This is a genomic window from Nonomuraea sp. NPDC000554 (assembly GCF_040300065.1).
GTDB lineage: Bacteria > Actinomycetota > Actinomycetes > Streptosporangiales > Streptosporangiaceae > Nonomuraea.
On the sequence record NZ_JBEPDC010000037.1, the window covers coordinates 1 to 15,682 of the forward strand.

Consider the following 15,682-nt stretch of genomic DNA (forward strand, 5'->3'; position numbering starts at 1 on the left):
AAGATCTTGGGGACCGCTCACCGCCCGCCGCGGAGCGGGCGGCGTGGTGACATCACGCGACCTTGGCGTCCGAGGCCGTCCAGGTGTTGCAGGCCTGGGGTCCGCCCGCCTTGTAGCCCTGCTCGAACCAGTAGAGTTCGTTGCCCTTCAGCGCTGGGTTCCTCGCCGGTCGCCCGAGCGCCCAGGCCGCCGCGCCGGCCAGGCAGTCCTGCTGGTAGGTGTACCGGCGCTCGTGCTGCTCGTGGACCTTCAGGTCGCCGCCGAAGTCCAGCTTCTCGTGAGCCGTCGAGATCCCCGCCCGGATCAGGATGTAATGCCCGTAGACGGAGGCCATCTCGTGGAAGACCCGATGGTCGTCGCCGGCCTTGATCCAGTCGTCTCCGAGGGCGACGGAGATGCCTTCAAAGCCGTACACGGTCATGGTCGGCAAATGCTTCTGGATGGGCGAATAGTGGAGCGCGAGCCGCATGTCCTTCACGCCCCAGACCTTCTTGAGGCAAGCGTGCACGATCCCGATGTACTTCTCGGTGGCGGCCCTGCCCTTGCCCTTCTTCGCCGCGCACGCCACCTTGGGGAGCTTGCCCGCCTTGTAGAGGGCGTTGTCGGTCAGAAGGGGCTTGCCGGTGATGGGGTCGGCGGCCGCCGTACCGGACAGCACGGTCAGACCGAGTGCCGCTCCCGCCAGGAGTCGAGTGATCATCGTGGCAGCCTAGCCAGCGGGATTGGCGCGGAATTGGCGCGATCCTTAGGCGCCGGGTGCTGGTGCCGAGGGAAGGCATGGTGGTCCGCTGGTCGCGGGCTACGGGTGCGGGGCCTGGGCGTGGAACTCGCGGGCGGCCGCGGACAGGCCGGCGATCACGCTCTCGACCTCGGCTATAGCTGGCGCAGTCGCCGGTTGAGGTAGCGCTGCTCCGGCAGGCTCGTCGTCAGTTGCGCGGCCCGCCGGTAATGGTCGGCCGCGGCCTCCACATCGCCGTTCAGCTCCAGCAGATGGGCGCGTACGGCATACAGCCGGTGATGCCGCTGCATCGCGGGATCGGTCAGCAGCGGATCGAGCAGAGCCAAGCCGATCGTCGGGCCGTGGGCCATCGCGACGGCGATGGCATGGTTGAGCGTCACAGTCGGGGCGGGAGCAACTCGGCTCAGCATGTCGTACAGAACGCTGATCTGCATCCAGTCGGTGGCCTGGTAGGTCGATGCCTCCGCGTGAACTGCGGCGATCGCCGCCTGGATCTGGTAACGGCCGACGTGACCCCGCGGCAGCGTCCGTTCCAACAGCGCGACACCCTCGGCGATCAGATCGCGCCGCCAGCGGGAGCGGTCCTGCTCGGCCAGCGGCACCAGATCACCGGCAGAGTCGGTCCGCGCCGGCAGCCGCGCGTGCGTGAGGAGCATCAGCGCCAACGCGCCGGACACCTCGTCATGGTCGGGCAGTGCGACGTGCACCTGACGGGTGAGCCGGATCGCCTCCTCGGCGAGTTCGACGTCGACCAGGGTCCCGCCGGAGGTGCGTGTGTAGCCCTCGGTGAACACCAGGTGGCAGACGTCGAGCACAGCTGCCACCCGGGACGGCAGTTCCTCGTCCGACGGCATCGCGAACCGTGCGCCTGCGCCACGCAGCGTCGCGCGGGCGCGGCTGAGACGCTGGGTCATGGTGCGGACCGGCACCAGGTACGCGGCCGCGATCTGCTCCACGCTCAACCCGGCCACCGCCCGCAGGCTGAGCGCCACCTGCGACGGCCTGCTCAGCGCGGGATGACAGCACAGGAACAGCAGGCGAAGTGTGTCGTCGACCTCAGTTGCGGGAACCTCGTCCGCTCCAGGCGCCACGCCGATGTCATCTGGCTGTCGTGCCGCGTCCAGCGCCTCGCGGCGGGCACGGGCCGAGTCGGCCCGCGCCCGGTCGATCAGGCGCCGCGACGCGACCCGGATCAGCCAGGCCCTCGGATTGTCGGGCACTCCACCGATGGGCCATTGAGAAGCGGCGGCCTCCGCAGCTTCCTGGGCGGCGTCCTCGCAGTCGCCGAGATCGCTGTACCTTCGCAGGAGCGCGCCGAGGACGTGTGGCGCCTCCCGACGCCACACGTCCGCGAGTATCCGCTGCACCATACGATCTGCTTGAGATCGCTATTGGTCGTCGCCGCCTGGCCACATCATCGGCCGCAGCTCCACCGTCTCTCCGGGGCCGGCGAACTTCGCGGCGACCTCTTCTGCGCGGGCCTGGCTCTCGACGTCGATGAGGAAGAACCCGGCCAGATGCTCCTTGGCCTCCGAGTATGGGCCGTCGCTCGCCAGCGGGGAGCCGTCCTGCCACCAGTACAGTCGTGCGGCTGCGGGGTCGCCGAGTGCCTCTCCGCCGAGCAGTTCGCCGTTGGCCTGCAGTTCGGACATCACCTGCTCGAATTCGGCGTCCAGCCGCTTGCGCACGTCATCGGGCAGCTGGTGGTAGGGAGCAAGGTAGTCGATGGTGGGGTGTCCCCACGGCTGCGGATTGGAGTGGATCAGGATCACGTACTTCATGGCTGTCAGCTCTCGTCTCGTGCGACGGCCGCTCCGTCGCTTAACCGGGACGTCGGTGCGGACTCGCTGATGTCGACACTATCCAGGAGTTCGAGACGTGCTGGTCCCGTCCCATCTCGTCGCTGACTCAGTTGCCAGGTCCGGTCGGCGTCCTTCTCCCTGCCGCACGCTGCCGGAAGGCTCCTATCGGGAGGGCTCCAGCACCACCTTGATCGCTCCTGCGGACCTGTCGCGGGCCACTCGAAACGCCTCGACGGCGTCGTTCAGCGGGAACCGGTGAGTGATGACGGTTTCTGCGATCTCCGGCCGGGCGGCGAGCATGTCCGCAACCTGGCCGAACTCCCGCACGCCGTCGGGTCGGCCGTAGGCCATGGCATTGACGTAGGTCAGCTCCTTGATCAGGCTATGTGTCGCCGGGAGGCCGATCGTGTCGTTGTAGACGCCCAACACGACGACCCGGCCACCCACCGCAGCCAGTTCGGCGCATCGGGCCAGGCCCGACGGGCTGCCGGCGGCGTCGATGACGACGTCGTAGTCGCCCTTCGGGCGTCCGGCGCCGAGGCGCTCTGCGGCTGACCTCTGGTGCTCGTAACGAGCTTCCACATCGACGTCGAAGCCCAGATGGCGCGCGACGGCCGCCGCGAGGAGCGCGATGGATCCCCCGCCGACGACAACCATCCTCTCACCGGGCCGCATCTCGGCCTTCCGCACTCCGTGCCACGCGACGGCACCGGGCTCCACCAGGCAGGCGTCTCGCACGGGCAGGGCGGCGGGCAGCGGCAGCAGCGTGTATTCCGGGACCACCACGGATTCCGTCATTCCGCCATCCCGGAAGATGCCCAGCGTGCCGTGCGCCGGGTCGGCGCAGCGCTGGGTATTGCCCGCCGCGCATTCCGGGCAACGACCGCAGTAGATGGACGGCTCGACCACGAACGCGGCACCGTCGGCCGTCGTTCCGGCGAACTCGTGGCCGAACGTGAAGCCTTGGAGTCCGCTCGCGACGAACGCGACATCCGTGCCGCAGATCCCCGCCGATGCGATGTCCAGCCGGACACCCGACCCCTCCGGGGCGACCACGTCCTGCACCTGGATCCCAGCGTCCGTGTTCCTGACAGCCAGCACTCTCTTTCCTCCCCCGTGGCTCCGTCTGGTTGCCAGACATGACCCACCTCTTAAGCAAACGACGTTCGCTTAAGTTAGCGATCTCGTTTTGCTTATGCAAGGCATGGGAGGCTGGACTTCGACATGACACGAGAGAAGCCCAGCTCACCGAACCGCGCCCGAACCTCATCGCCGGACCGGCCGGGCTCTGCATCCTGGTGGCTCGCGCGCGGCGAGCCACCCACGCGCAGGCGGCGGAATCGGATGCTTTCCCTGGAGGCGATCGCCGACACCGCGCTACGACTGCTGGACGAGCACGGCATCGAGGCGATGACCATGCGGCGACTCGCCGAGGACCTGGGGTGCAGCCAGTCCTCGCTCTATCGGCACGTCCGCAGCCGGGACGAGCTGACGATCATCGTGGCCGACCAAGCCATCCGGCTGGGGCTGCAACCACCACCCCCGGGTCTGGACTGGCGGTCGGAGGCGGAGCGGTTGGCGCGCGCCTTCCGCCGCTTCCTCCTCGGTCATCCCTCCGTCGCCCTGCTCCTGCGCGGCACCGAGCGCCTCGGTCCGAATTCGCTCCAGGGAGTGGAGTTCGCGGTCGATCGGTTCATCGGCGCGGGCCTGAGCCCGAGACACGCAGCGGCAGCCGCAGGCGCGTTGGCCACCTTGGTCATCGGCTCTGTGCAGTTCAACCTGTACCTCGACGCCACCGACCCCGGGGAACAGCAGGCACGTCAAGCGCTCTACGAACGTCTCGACCCGCAGACCCATCCCCGGATGGTGCAGCATGCCACCGACATCGCCGGGGTGGGAAGCGATGAGGAATTCGAGTTCGGGCTAAGGATGTTTCTGGACGGCATCGCGGTCGCGGTCCGCGGTACGACCGATCAGCTCGATCTCTGACGCGGGTCCGGCGGGGTGCCGATACCACGCCGGTGGGCGGCTCGTCTCGTGCTTCTTCGCAGGTCACAGGCTCCTTGCTGGAGAGAATTCGCGTCGGTCAGACTAGGGCGCATGAGAGTCGGTTTCGCCGTGCCGCAGTCAGGCCCCTGGGCCACGCCGCAGAACATGCGCACCATCGCCACGAAGGCCGAGCGGCTGGGCTACCACGAGCTGTGGACGTTCCAGCGGTTGCTCTACCCGGTCGGCCACCCGATGGGCGCCACCTACCGCAGCGTCCACGACCCGGTGGTGACCCTCGCGTACCTGGCGGGCGTGACGAGCACGATCAGGCTGGGCGTCGCGGTGATCAACGCGTTCGTGCAGCCGGTGCCGCTGGCCAAGCAGCTCGCCACCCTCCAGACGGTCTCGGACGGCAGGCTGACGGCCGGGATCGGGCTCGGCTGGCTCCTGGAGGAGTTCGAAGCCGCGGGCGTGGGTTACGAGGGGCGCGGGCGCCGGGGTGAGGAGTTCGTGGAGGTGCTGCGCAAGTCCTGGACGGACGACGTGGTGGAGCACCAGGGGCGTTTCTACCGGGTCCCGCCGTCCCACATGGACCCCAAGCCGTCCCCGGCGCCGCCGCCGATCCTGCTCGGTGGCACGGCCGAGGTGGCGCTGCGCCGCGCCGGGCGGCTCGGCGACGGCTGGGTCAGCTCCAGCCGCGAGGATCTGTCGCGCATCGGCCCCCGGATCGACCTCATCAGGTCCTCGGCCCGCGAGGCGGGCAGGGATTCCGACGCGCTCCGGTTCGTCTGCCGGGGCGTCACCCAGGTCCGTCAGGGCGGCCTCCCGGACCGGCGGCCCCTCACGGGCTCCTACGAGGAGATCAGGGCCGACGTGGCGTCCCTGGCGGCTCATGGGGTGACGGACGTCTTCCACGACCTCAACTTCGACGAGGAGATCGCCACAGCGGACCCCAAGGACGCGATGCGCCGCGCGGAAGAAGCCCTGGAAGCCCTCGCCCCCGCCTGACGCGCCTACAGCGCGGAGGGGGCTCTGGAGGTCGGTTCCCCGCCTGTCGCGTTGGAAGCTCCCGGAGGTGTCCCCGCCTGTCGTGGGGCGCCTGTTGATGAGGGGTAACGTCCCTGATGAGCGGGCTGTCCGGGGGCGTCGCTCTGGTGTGGGCGGCTTGGGCGCCGGTGTCATGCCTGGTCGGCCAGGCGCAGGGCCTCGGCTGCGACCGCGTGGCGCAGCGTGCGGATGCCGTCCCGGCCCCGTACCGGGTGGACGGCGTTGGTCAGCAGCACCGCGGTCAGCTGGTGCGCCGGGTCGACCACGAGCGAGGTGCCGGTGAAGCCCGAGTGGCCGAAGGCGCCGGTCAGGGGGCCCACGATGCCGGGGTCGCCGATCCGGACGCCGAGCCCGTGCCGGAACGCCGCACCCTCCGCCCCCTGGTCGCGCCGCATCTCGGCGACGGTACCCGGACGCAGCATGGCCCCGCCGTCCAGCCGCAGCGTCTCGCCGAACACGAGCAGGTCGTCGGCGGTGGAGAAGACGCCCGCGTGCCCGGCCACCCCGCCCAGCGCGTAGCACGTCTCGTCGTGCACGTCCCCCCGGACGCACCCGGGGCCAGGACGCTCCGCCTTCCACTCGGTGGCCGCGATCCGCGACAGGCCGGCCGGTTCCCACCGGGCACGGGCCGTCGGGCGGTAGCCGGTGTCGGGCAGGCCCAGGACGCTTGTGACGCGGGCGTGGACGAGCTCGTCCAGGGGCGCTTCGCCCGCCACCTCCGCGACGTGGCCCGCCATCACCAGCCCGACGTCCGAGTACAGGTACGGCCCGCCGACCGGCGCGGTGATCGGCGTGTCGGTGATCGCCGCCAGCCGGGCGGCCGGGTCCGCGCCGGGCAGTTCCAGGTCGATGCGGCGGGTCGGCTGGAGACCCGCCGTGTGCGTCAGCAGGCGCCGCAGCGTGATTCGCGGGTCACGCCCCGGCAGCCAGGTGGCCACTGGTTCGTCGAGGTCCAGGCGGCCCGCTTCGACCAGCGACAGGATGGCGGACGTGGTGAACAGCTTGCTGATCGACGCCAGGTCGAAGACGGAGTCGCGGCGCACGGGCGGCCGGTCCTCCGCGAGGGTGCCTTCGGCGTCGGCGTACCGCACCAGCTCGCCGGTGGCCGACGCGGCCACCACGGAGCCGTTGACGGCGATCAGCGCGACCGCGGCGGAGCACACCCGCGGCACCCCGTCGGCCAGGATCGCGTCCAGCCGGTCCGCCATCGTCCGTCCTCCCCGTCAGTGGTACGAAAACCCCGAAACCCGCCCAGTCGGGCCGCCCAAGTCAGGTCACCCAGGCAGGCCGTCCCATCGGGCCGCCCAGGTCAGGTCGCTCGGGCGAGCCGATCGGTCAGCTGCTCAGCGCGTCGCTGAGCCGCTCGCCGTGCGACTCCAGCAGCGCCCGCGCCCCTTCGGGGTCGAGCCCGTGCTGGATCATCAGCACCGCGATCTTCGCCTGGCCGCCGGCCGCGTCGAGCGCCTGGGTGGCGGTGTCCTGGTCGGCGCCGGTGATGTCGCTGACCATGCGGACCGCCCGCCCGGCCAGCTTGTTGTTCATCGCCGACATCTCGATCATCTGGTTCCCGTACGTACGGCCGAGCCTGACCATCGAGATCGTCGAGATCATGTTGAGCACCAGCTTCTGCGCGGTGCCCGCCTTGAGCCGCGTCGAGCCGGTGACCACCTCGGGCCCGACGACGACCTCGATCGCATGCTCGGCGGCGGCCGACAGCGGCGCGTCGTTGTTGCACGACAGGCCGACGGTCAGCGCGCCCCGCCGGGCGGCCTCGCCCAGGGCGCCGAGCACGAACGGCGCGCGCCCGCTGGCGGACACGCCCACCACCGAGTCGAACGTTCCCACCTCGAGGTTCGCGATGGCGGCGGCGCCGGCGGCGTCGTCGTCCTCGGCGCCCTCGACGGAGCGGGTCAGCGCGTCCGGGCCGCCGGCGATGATGCCCTGCACCAGCTCGGGGTCGGTGCCGAAGGTGGGCGGGCATTCGGACGCGTCGAGGACGGCGAGCCGTCCGGACGTGCCCGCGCCGACGTAGAGCAGGCGCCCGCCCGAGGCCATGCGCTCGGCGATCGCGTCGATCGCGGCGGAGATGGCCGGGACGACCACGGCGACGGCGGCGGGCACCGCGGCGTCGGCCTGGTTCATCAGTCGGGCGATCTGCTCGGTGGGCAGCCGGTCGATCTGGCTGTAACGAGGATCGCTCTGCTCGGTGGACAGCTCGGGTAGTGGATCGATCATGACGCTAATTTCCACCCTTTACTTCTCTCTTGTAAATATCTTTCAGACAATGGGTTCATGTCATACGTACGCACCGGAGCTGAACGGCTGGCCGCGGATCCCGCACTCGCCGGAGGAGCCCGTCTCGGCCTGATCACCAATCCCACTGGCGTCCTGCCTGATCTGACCCTCACCCTCGACGCGCTGAGCGCGGCGGGAGCGCCGCTGACCGCCCTGTTCGGCCCGGAACACGGCATGCGGGGAACCGCGCAGGCGAACTTCAGCGAGGGGGACACCACGGACCCCAGGACGGGCCTGCCCGTCTTCGACACCCACAAGATCGATGGGGCGGCGCTGGACGAGGTGGTGGCGCGTTCCGGCGTGGACACGCTGGTCTTCGACATCGCCGACGTGGGCGCCCGCTTCTACACCTACATGTGGACCATGTACGACCTGATGGCGTCGGCGTCCAGGCTCGGGGTGCGGTTCGTGGTGCTGGACCGTCCCAACCCGCTGGGGGGCCTGGTGACGGAGGGGCCGCTGCTCGACCCGGCGTTCGCCAGCTTCGTCGGCAGGTTCCCGCTGCCCGTGCGGCACGGCAGGACCGCGGGGGAGCTCGCCACGCTGTTCGGCTTCGACCTGGACCTGCACGTCGTCACGATGGACGGCTGGCGGCGCGACATGGGCTTCGACGAGACCGGGCTGCCGTGGGTGATGCCGTCGGTCAACGTGCCGACCCTGGACACCGTGACAGTATACCCGGGAACCGCGCTGTTCGAGGGGACCGACTTCTCCGAGGGGCGGGGCACCACCCGCCCGTTCGAGCTGGTCGGCGCCCCGTACGTGGACGACAGGTTCGCGCCCGAGCTCAACGCGCTCGGGCTGCCGGGGGTGCGCTTCCGTGACACCTGGTTCACGCCCACGTTCCACAAGCACGCGGGCGTCCCGGTCAGGGGGGCGCAGCTGCACGTGTCCGACAGGACGGCCTTCAGGCCGGTGCTGACCGGCCTGTCGATGCTGCACGTGGCCCGCGTCCTCTACCCGGACCACTTCAGCTGGCGGGGCCCCGACCTGTTCATGGACCACCTGTGGGGCTCCGACACCCTCACCAGGTGCCTGGACGCGGGGGAGGACCCGCGCGAGCTCTGCCCCGACCCCGCACACCCCGAAGGACCACTGCTCTACGCGTGACATCACGCCAGGTCGCGACGGTAGAGCCAGAAGACGCGTTCCGCTCGCGCGCCCACGGCGCGCGAGTAGAACCGCAGCGGACCCACCCAGCCGATCTGGGCGTCGGACTGGCCGGCGGCGCGCTGCTCGGCCAGGCACCGCCTGAGCAGCACCCTGCCGACCCCCAGGCCCGTCGCCGTGGGGGCGGTGCCCATCGGCCCGAACCACGTCGGCCGGGCGCCCCACGCGGCGAATCCCAGGATCTCGCCCTCGCGCTCGGCGTAGTGCAGCCCGGCCGCGTGGGCGGCCTCCCAGGCCCAGCTGTCGTTCCACTGCTCGCGGACGAACTCCACGACCCGCTCGCGGCTCTCGCCGGCGGCGTGGACGGCCACCCCGGCACGCGCGAGCCGCGCCACCTCGGAGTCCACCGACAGGTCCACGGACAGGTCGGCCGTCATGTTCCAGGCGACGTCGTACCGCTCGTACCCCAGGCTCTCGGCCAGGCACGCGGCGGCCGTGTAGCGGACGTCGATGCCCGGCCAGGCGTAGCACGGCGGATTACCGGTGAAGCGGGCCTGCGTCGCCCCCTCGATCCGCAGCCACTCCTCGGCCGCGCGCACCAGCTCCCTGCCGCGCCCCCGCCCCTGCACGCGCGGGTGCACCGCCAGCAGGTCGAGGTGCCCGACCGCGGGGTCCCGCGTGGAGACGGACGCCATCACCACGCCCCCGTCGTCGCCGATGGCGGTCCACCGCCGGCCGGGCGGCGGCTCGGCCAGCCTCCGGACGAGCGCCGCGGCCTCGCCGGCGTCGTACACCAGCGCGGCTTGCGCCACCTCCGCGGCCCCCAGGAGCAGGTCGCTGCTCACCGCGTCTCCGGCATCGGACAACGGGTCACACCTCGCTCATCGGGCGGGCGATGACGCTGCGGCGCTCTGGGTAGAAGCACGCGTGCTCCTGCGGGAACCCGTTCGTCACCCCGAGGAGCGGCAGCTCCGACTCGCAGCGGTCGGTACGGAACGGGCAGCGGCCCGCGAACAGGCAGCCCTCCTCCGACTGGGCGCCGTTGAGCGACTCCACCGGCACCACCGGCTGCTCGCCGGGCTGCTCCAGCCCGTGCAGCACCGGGATGGCCGACAGCAGCGACTGCGTGTACGGATGCACCGGGTCGGCGATGATCGTGTCGACCGGGCCGCGCTCCACGACCTGCCCCCGGTAGATGACGTACAGCTCGCCGTCGTCGCCGATGTACCGCGCCGTCGCCACGTCGTGCGTGATGAACAGGACGCTCACCCCGAGCTGCTCCCGCAGGTCCTTCAGCAGGGCCAGGATGCCGAGCCGCAGCGACACGTCGATCATGGAGACGGCCTCGTCGGCGACGAGCATCTCCGGGTCCACGGTCAGCGCGCGGGCGATCACCACGCGCTGGCGCATGCCGCCGGACAGCTGGTGCGGGTAGCGCGCGAGCACCGTGCCCGGGTCCAGGCCGACCAGCGACAGCACCTCGGCCGCCCGCTCCTCGATCCACGCCTTCGACCGCCCCGTCTGCCCGGCCCGCAGGGCCAGCGGCGCGTACAGGGTCTGGTGGATGGTCCTGGTCGGGTTCAGGGCCGAGTACGGGTCCTGGTGGATCATCTGGATCTTGCGGAAGTGCGGTTGCCGCTGCTTGGGCTTGAGCGGCGACAGGGGGGTCCCGTCGATCGAGACCTCGCCCCCGTCGTACGACTCCAGCCCGGCGATGATCCGCCCGAGCGTGGTCTTCCCGCAGCCGGACTCGCCGATGAACGATGCCGCCCCGCCCTTGGCGATGGAGAAGTCCACGCCGCGCAGGGCATGCACCTCCCGCCCGCCGAGGACGTTGCCCCGCTGCTTGAAGGTCTTGGTGATGCCCTTCCCCGTAATCACGCGTGCTCCTTCACGGTCACCGCATGGCAGGCGACGATCCTCGATCCGTGGGCGACGGCCTCAGGGTCGTCGGTGTCGCAGACGTCCATCCGCACCGCGCACCGCTCCCTGAACACGCAGCCCAGCTTCGGCACGGTCGCCAGCGTCGGCGGGCGGCCGGGCAGCGCCCGCGCCTCGTCGATGTCGCCGACGAGCCGGGGGATGGCGTTGATCAGGCCCCTGGTGTACGGGTGCTTGGGCGCGCCGAGCACCTCCCTGGTGGGGCCCTGCTCGACCAGGCGCCCGCCGTACATGACCGCGAGCCTGTCGGCGACCTCGGCGACCACGCCGATGTCGTGCGTGATGACCAGCGTGGTGAGCCCGCGCTCGGCGTGCACCTCACGGACGATCTTCAGGATGTTCGACTGCGTGATCATGTCGAGCGCGGTGGTCGGCTCGTCCAGCACGACCAGGTGCGCGTTGAGCACCAGGGCCAGCATGATGCCGACCCGCTGGCGCATGCCGCCGGACAGCTCGTGCTGGTGCGAGTCGAGCACCCTGGCGCCGTCGAGCCCCATCCGGCCCAGCAGCTCCCTGGCCTCGCGCACCAGCCCGCGCAGGTCCTCGACCCCGTGGGAGCGGCCGAGGTCGAGCAGCTGCTTGCCGACCGTCTTGAGCGGGTTGAGGGAGTTCTGCGCCGCTTGGAACACGTACCCGACGTGCGCCCCCCTGGCCTTGCGGAGCTGCTCACCCTCGAACGTCACGACGTCGCCCAGCCCGTCGATCTCCACGCTGCCCGCCGAGATCCTGCCGGGCGGCTGGACCGCGTTCAGCAGCGACAGCGCGAGCGTGGACTTGCCGGAGCCCGACTCGCCGACGATGCCGGTGATCGTGCCGGGTTCCAGCGTCAGGCTGACGTTCCTGACGGCGGGCAACTCGCCCGCGGGCGTCTTGTAGACGACCGTGAGGCTGTCGATGCGCACTCCCGGCGCCTGGCCCGTCGCCCGCTGGGGGACCTGCTGGCTTGCCTGCTGTGCCACTTTCACTCCTCACGCAGCCTGGGGTTGAAGATCTCGTCCATGGCGTCGACCACGAGCACGATCCCGAGCGTGAGCAGCAGGATCGCCAGCAGCGGCGCCAGCAGGTAGCCGAGCGCGTTCGGCGTGATCATGGCGCCTGCCTGGAACACGGCGAGGTTGAGCATCACGCCCCAGTTGTCCGACTCATACGGCAGCACGCCCAGGAAGAACAGGCCCACCTGCGAGTAGACGGCGCCGGTGACCGCGATGAGCATGTTCATCGCGATGTACGGCGCCATGCTCGGCAGCAGCTCCTTGCCGATGATGTGCTTCGTGGACAGGCCGAGCCCGCGTGCCGCCTCGATGAAGCCCCGCTCGCGCAGCGACAGCGTCTGCGAGCGCACGGCCCGCGCCACGCCGCCCCAGCCGAGCAGACCGAGGACGAGGCCCATCTGGAGGGGGCTGCCGAACTGCCACACGGTCGCGAGCACCAGCAGCAGCGGCAAACCGGGGATGGTGAGCTTCATGTCGGTGAGCCGCATGAGCACGGTGTCCCAGCGGCCCCGCTTGAACCCGGAGAACAGGCCGATCCCGGTGCCGGCGATGACCGTGATGAGCGCGGTCACCGCGGCGGTCAGCAGGACGTAGCGGGAGCCTTTGACGACCAGCGCGAGCACATCCTTGCCCTGCGGGTCGGTGCCGAACCAGTGCTCCCAGCTCGGCGGCCGCGTGATGGCGTTGGCGTCGCCCGGCAGGTGCTCGGGCAGGAGCATCGGCCCGAAGACCGCCATGAGGACGAAGCCCGCGATGATGATCACCCCGGCCATCCGGCTGGGCTTGCGCTTCATCACCCGCCACACGCCGTGCCAGAAGTTGCGGCGCATGGTCGAGGCGGCCGAGGCCGTCTCGGGAATGAGCGTGGCGCTCACGACGCCCCCTCTCCGCTGCGCACCCGCGGGTCGATCACCGTGTAGAACAGGTCGGCCACGATGTTGGCGACGATGGTCCCGACGGTGATCAGCAGGAAGGCCCCGCCCATGAGCGCGTAGTCACGGTCTTGGACACCGCTGATGAGCAGCCATCCGAGCCCTGGATAGTTGAAGATCTTCTCGATGAAGACCGCGCCGCCGAGCAGCAGGCCCAGGGACAGGGCGAGCATGGTGAACAGCGGCAGGATCGCGTTGCGCGCGATGTAGCGGAAGACGATCGAGCGCTTCACGCCGCGCAGCTCGGCGGCCAGGATGAAGTCGTCGCCGAGCACGGTGACCACGCTCGACTTCATCGCCAGGATCCAGCCGCCGTAGGCCGACACGGCGTACGTCAGGACCGGCAGCACGGCGTGCTCGACGAGCGAGCCGATGTAGCCGGAGTTGAAGCCCGGCTCGAACAGGATGTCCACCGACCCGTCGGCGGGCAGGATCGGGATGAGCGTCGCGAAGATCACCACAAGCAGCATCGCCAGCACGTACTGCGGGATGCCGTGCAGCAGCGAGCCGGAGATGGCCAGGGCGTCACCCAGCTTGCCGGTGCGCTTGATCGCCGCGTACACGCCGAGAATGACCCCGACGAGGAAGCTGAGCAGCGTGCCGACCAGTACGGGTAGAACGGTCCACTTGGCGGCGTCGGTGAGCACGTCGAGCACGGGGGTGCCCGGCCTGGTGACCGAGACGCCGAGGTCGAGGTGGAGCAGGCCGGACATGTAGTCCCGGTACTGCTCCCAGAGGGTGCCGTCCGGCAGGAAGCCGTAGAGCACCTTCACGGCCTGCGAGGCCGCCTCCGGCGCCATGCCCCCCTCGATCAGCTTCTCGTACCGGGCGGCCATGGGGTCGCCGGGGATGTTGTTGATGATGAAGAAGCTGATCGTCGCGACTACGAGGATCATGACGAAACCGCGGGCCAGGTGGCCCGCGAGTCGTCGTGCGATGAGTGTCATAGGCTACTGCTTCGCCTTGATCAGACCTTGCTGGATCCACACGCCCGAGGGGAGCACACCGGTGCCCATGCGGAGAACCTCGTCGTCGTGCGGCCAGCCGGTGAAGCGGCTGTTGTTGACGAACTGGGTGTTGACGTAGTCCCAGAGCTGGATGACCGGCAGGTCCTGGTTCGCGGCCTTGGCGAGCTGCGCCATGATCGGCTTGGCCTGGTCCTCGGTGGCGGAGTTCAGCTTGCCGGTCAGCTCACCGGGGTTGATCTTGGTGCCGTCGACCTCGATCTTCTCCGGGCTGCCCATCCAGTTGCCGCCCTTGCCGGGCGCGGCGTGCGTCACCTTGCCGGCCACGTTGGTCCAGCCGTTGGAGGCACCGTAGAGGCGCTGGAAGATGTCGTACGGCGCAGGGCCGAGCGCCATCAGCCAGAAGCCGACGTCGTACTTGCCTGCGGCCAGCTCCTCGAGGTAGAGCGGGTAGTCGGCGGTCGTCACGACCTCGGCGTCGACGCCGGCCTTGACGAGCTGGCCCTTGATGTTCTCCTGCGCCGACAGCCAGTCGGAGAAGCCGGCGGGCGCGTGCATGGACACCTTCCACGCCGTGCCGTCGGCCAGCGTCCACTTGCCGTCCTTCTTGGTCAGGCCGGCCTGCTTGAACTCCGCCTCCGCCTTGGCCACGTCCGGCTTGTACTGCTCCAGCTTCGGCAGCGTGTCCGGGATCCACGCCTGCGCGGCCTTCTGGTGGATGCCGGTGGTCGTGGTGGCGGGCGTGCCGCCCTCGGGCGAGGCGACCTTGGTGACCTGGTCGCGGTCGATCAGGAAGGCCAGGCCCCTGCGCACGTGCACGTTGTCGTACGGCTTCTTGGACTGGTTGAAGGCCATGCTCACGGCCACTGGCGAGTAGCCCTTGATGACCTCGTTGCCCGGGGCCTGCTTGATCCGGTTCATCACGTCCGTCGGGGCGGCCGTGAAGCCGGCGTGGTCGAGCTTGCCCGCGGTGAGGTAGTTCCAGATCTGCTCGTTGCCGGTGTAGTTGAGGAACTTCACCTGGGACGGGGCCACGTTCGCGGCGTTGAAGAAGTACTTGTTCTTGACAAGCAGCGCCTCGGAGGGGTTGACCCGCTCCAGCACGAACGGGCCGGCGGAGACGTCCTTGGGCGGGGCGAAGGCGATCACCTTCTGGCCCAGCGTCGTGACCTCCGCGCGCGCCTTCTCGGCGTCGGCGCCGTCGCCGCGTGCGGCCTTGAGCTTGTCCCAGAAGTCCGCGGGCAGGACGCTGCTCCACACGTGGGAGGGCAGGACGGTCGTGTCGAGCACGCCGCGGGCGAACTTCGGACTGGGGTTGGCCATGTCCTGCGTGATCTTCACGGTCTGGGGGTCGACGACCGTGACCTCGGCGGCCGCGCCCGCCGCTCCCGGTGTGACCGAGAAGGCCGTGCTGCCCTGCGTGTAGGCGATGCCGATGGACATCTTGACGTCGTCGGCGGTGACCGGCTTGCCGTCGGACCACTTGGCGTTCGGCTGCAGCTTCAGCGTGATGGCCGAGTTGTCAGGCGCGATCTCCCAGCTCGCCGCGATGCCAGGAAGAGCCTGGTTGGGGTCGGTGAGGTGGTTCTTGACCCAGCCCAGCTTCATGGAGCTGTAGCCGGGGAAAGAGTTGCCCTTGGGGTTGTACGGGTTGGCCGGGGCCGATGCGTCTAGGCCCGGCCTGTTCACGTCGATCGTGGTGAAGAGCCCGCCACCGCCGCCCGAGCCGGACGTCTTGGTGGAACCACCGCTGCATGCTGCTGTGACGGTGGCAAGGCCCAGCAACGCCACTACCGCTGCCAGTCGCTTCATGTACCGCTCCGGGGATGTCGGACCTGTTGAGGGTCTGTGGGGTTGTCCGGACCCTACG

At 70.0% G+C, this 15,682-nt stretch carries 15 protein-coding genes; 3 read left to right on the forward strand and 12 right to left on the reverse strand.

The genetic code is table 11. From position 1 onward, the window contains the following. Nucleotides 1–52: 52 nt before the first annotated feature. The 4 genes from ABT294_RS44170 to ABT294_RS44185 form a co-directional block, all read right to left on the reverse strand. Entirely contained in the window at nucleotides 53–700 is a 648-nt protein-coding gene (locus ABT294_RS44170) for a hypothetical protein (RefSeq protein ID WP_350812474.1), read from the reverse strand. Between the two features lie 173 nt (nucleotides 701–873). Continuing rightward, nucleotides 874–2,109, reverse strand: a complete 1,236-nt coding sequence (locus tag ABT294_RS44175; RefSeq protein ID WP_350812475.1) for an RNA polymerase sigma factor — start codon at nucleotides 2,107–2,109, stop codon at nucleotides 874–876. 18 nt (nucleotides 2,110–2,127) lie between these two features. Then, nucleotides 2,128–2,520 carry a YciI family protein gene (locus ABT294_RS44180; protein ID WP_350812476.1) on the reverse strand — a complete coding sequence of 131 codons (393 nt, stop codon included), beginning with the start codon at nucleotides 2,518–2,520 and terminating at the stop codon, nucleotides 2,128–2,130. A gap of 183 nt (nucleotides 2,521–2,703) precedes the next feature. Further along, the gene (locus ABT294_RS44185; RefSeq protein ID WP_350812477.1) at nucleotides 2,704–3,642 is read right to left on the reverse strand and encodes a zinc-dependent alcohol dehydrogenase; all 939 of its coding nucleotides are present in this window, start codon (nucleotides 3,640–3,642) and stop codon (nucleotides 2,704–2,706) included. Nucleotides 3,643–3,885: 243 nt separating this feature from the next. On the opposite strand from ABT294_RS44185, the gene ABT294_RS44190 reads away from it, so the two are divergent. Together ABT294_RS44190 and ABT294_RS44195 are read left to right on the forward strand one after the other, a co-directional pair. Continuing rightward, entirely contained in the window at nucleotides 3,886–4,530 is a 645-nt protein-coding gene (locus ABT294_RS44190) for a TetR/AcrR family transcriptional regulator (protein WP_350812478.1), read from the forward strand. A 111-nt stretch (nucleotides 4,531–4,641) separates the two neighbouring features. Further along, nucleotides 4,642–5,538 (forward strand): TIGR03619 family F420-dependent LLM class oxidoreductase, encoded by an 897-nt coding sequence (locus ABT294_RS44195; protein WP_350812479.1) that lies wholly within the window; start codon nucleotides 4,642–4,644, stop codon nucleotides 5,536–5,538. A 170-nt stretch (nucleotides 5,539–5,708) separates the two neighbouring features. Here the strand turns inward: ABT294_RS44195 and ABT294_RS44200 are convergent, their stop codons facing one another. Together ABT294_RS44200 and murQ are read right to left on the reverse strand one after the other, a co-directional pair. Next, complete coding sequence (locus tag ABT294_RS44200; protein ID WP_350812480.1) at nucleotides 5,709–6,785, reverse strand: serine hydrolase domain-containing protein; 1,077 nt, start codon at nucleotides 6,783–6,785, stop codon at nucleotides 5,709–5,711. A 127-nt stretch (nucleotides 6,786–6,912) separates the two neighbouring features. Further along, nucleotides 6,913–7,812: an N-acetylmuramic acid 6-phosphate etherase gene (gene murQ / locus ABT294_RS44205; protein WP_350812481.1), complete on the reverse strand. Its 900-nt coding sequence runs from the start codon at nucleotides 7,810–7,812 to the stop codon at nucleotides 6,913–6,915. Nucleotides 7,813–7,869: 57 nt separating this feature from the next. On the opposite strand from murQ, the gene ABT294_RS44210 reads away from it, so the two are divergent. After that, nucleotides 7,870–8,982 (forward strand): exo-beta-N-acetylmuramidase NamZ family protein, encoded by a 1,113-nt coding sequence (locus ABT294_RS44210; RefSeq protein WP_350812482.1) that lies wholly within the window; start codon nucleotides 7,870–7,872, stop codon nucleotides 8,980–8,982. 2 nt (nucleotides 8,983–8,984) lie between these two features. Here the strand turns inward: ABT294_RS44210 and ABT294_RS44215 are convergent, their stop codons facing one another. From ABT294_RS44215 to ABT294_RS44240, 6 genes are read right to left on the reverse strand one after another with little or no spacing between them, the layout of a single operon-like run. Continuing rightward, complete coding sequence (locus ABT294_RS44215; protein ID WP_350812483.1) at nucleotides 8,985–9,848, reverse strand: GNAT family N-acetyltransferase; 864 nt, start codon at nucleotides 9,846–9,848, stop codon at nucleotides 8,985–8,987. A gap of 4 nt (nucleotides 9,849–9,852) precedes the next feature. Further along, a complete protein-coding gene (locus ABT294_RS44220; protein ID WP_350812484.1) occupies nucleotides 9,853–10,863 on the reverse strand; it encodes an ABC transporter ATP-binding protein in 1,011 nt (336 codons plus the stop codon). Then, nucleotides 10,860–11,882 carry an ABC transporter ATP-binding protein gene (locus ABT294_RS44225; protein WP_350812485.1) on the reverse strand — a complete coding sequence of 341 codons (1,023 nt, stop codon included), beginning with the start codon at nucleotides 11,880–11,882 and terminating at the stop codon, nucleotides 10,860–10,862. Before ABT294_RS44225 ends, ABT294_RS44220 begins: the two co-directional genes overlap by 4 nt. Before the next feature lie 2 nt (nucleotides 11,883–11,884). Then, nucleotides 11,885–12,790 (reverse strand): ABC transporter permease, encoded by a 906-nt coding sequence (locus ABT294_RS44230; RefSeq protein ID WP_350812486.1) that lies wholly within the window; start codon nucleotides 12,788–12,790, stop codon nucleotides 11,885–11,887. Continuing rightward, nucleotides 12,787–13,794 carry an ABC transporter permease gene (locus ABT294_RS44235; RefSeq protein WP_350812487.1) on the reverse strand — a complete coding sequence of 336 codons (1,008 nt, stop codon included), beginning with the start codon at nucleotides 13,792–13,794 and terminating at the stop codon, nucleotides 12,787–12,789. The genes ABT294_RS44230 and ABT294_RS44235 overlap by 4 nt, the downstream gene beginning before the upstream one ends. 3 nt (nucleotides 13,795–13,797) lie before the next feature. After that, nucleotides 13,798–15,624 carry an ABC transporter substrate-binding protein gene (locus ABT294_RS44240; RefSeq protein ID WP_350812488.1) on the reverse strand — a complete coding sequence of 609 codons (1,827 nt, stop codon included), beginning with the start codon at nucleotides 15,622–15,624 and terminating at the stop codon, nucleotides 13,798–13,800. Between the last annotated feature and the right edge of the window lie 58 nt (nucleotides 15,625–15,682).

Bases quoted from the DNA above. Each gene is read 5' to 3' on its own strand.
- ABT294_RS44170 (WP_350812474.1), bottom strand. From the start codon at position 700: ATGATCACTCGACTCCTGGCGGGAGCGGCACTCGGTCTGACCGTGCTG.
- ABT294_RS44175 (WP_350812475.1), bottom strand. From the start codon at position 2,109: ATGGTGCAGCGGATACTCGCGGACGTGTGGCGTCGGGAGGCGCCACAC.
- ABT294_RS44180 (WP_350812476.1), bottom strand. From the start codon at position 2,520: ATGAAGTACGTGATCCTGATCCACTCCAATCCGCAGCCGTGGGGACAC.
- ABT294_RS44190 (WP_350812478.1), top strand. From the start codon at position 3,886: ATGCTTTCCCTGGAGGCGATCGCCGACACCGCGCTACGACTGCTGGAC.
- ABT294_RS44195 (WP_350812479.1), top strand. From the start codon at position 4,642: ATGAGAGTCGGTTTCGCCGTGCCGCAGTCAGGCCCCTGGGCCACGCCG.
- ABT294_RS44200 (WP_350812480.1), bottom strand. From the start codon at position 6,785: ATGGCGGACCGGCTGGACGCGATCCTGGCCGACGGGGTGCCGCGGGTG.
- murQ (WP_350812481.1), bottom strand. From the start codon at position 7,812: ATGATCGATCCACTACCCGAGCTGTCCACCGAGCAGAGCGATCCTCGT.
- ABT294_RS44210 (WP_350812482.1), top strand. From the start codon at position 7,870: ATGTCATACGTACGCACCGGAGCTGAACGGCTGGCCGCGGATCCCGCA.
- ABT294_RS44235 (WP_350812487.1), bottom strand. From the start codon at position 13,794: ATGACACTCATCGCACGACGACTCGCGGGCCACCTGGCCCGCGGTTTC.
- ABT294_RS44240 (WP_350812488.1), bottom strand. From the start codon at position 15,624: ATGAAGCGACTGGCAGCGGTAGTGGCGTTGCTGGGCCTTGCCACCGTC.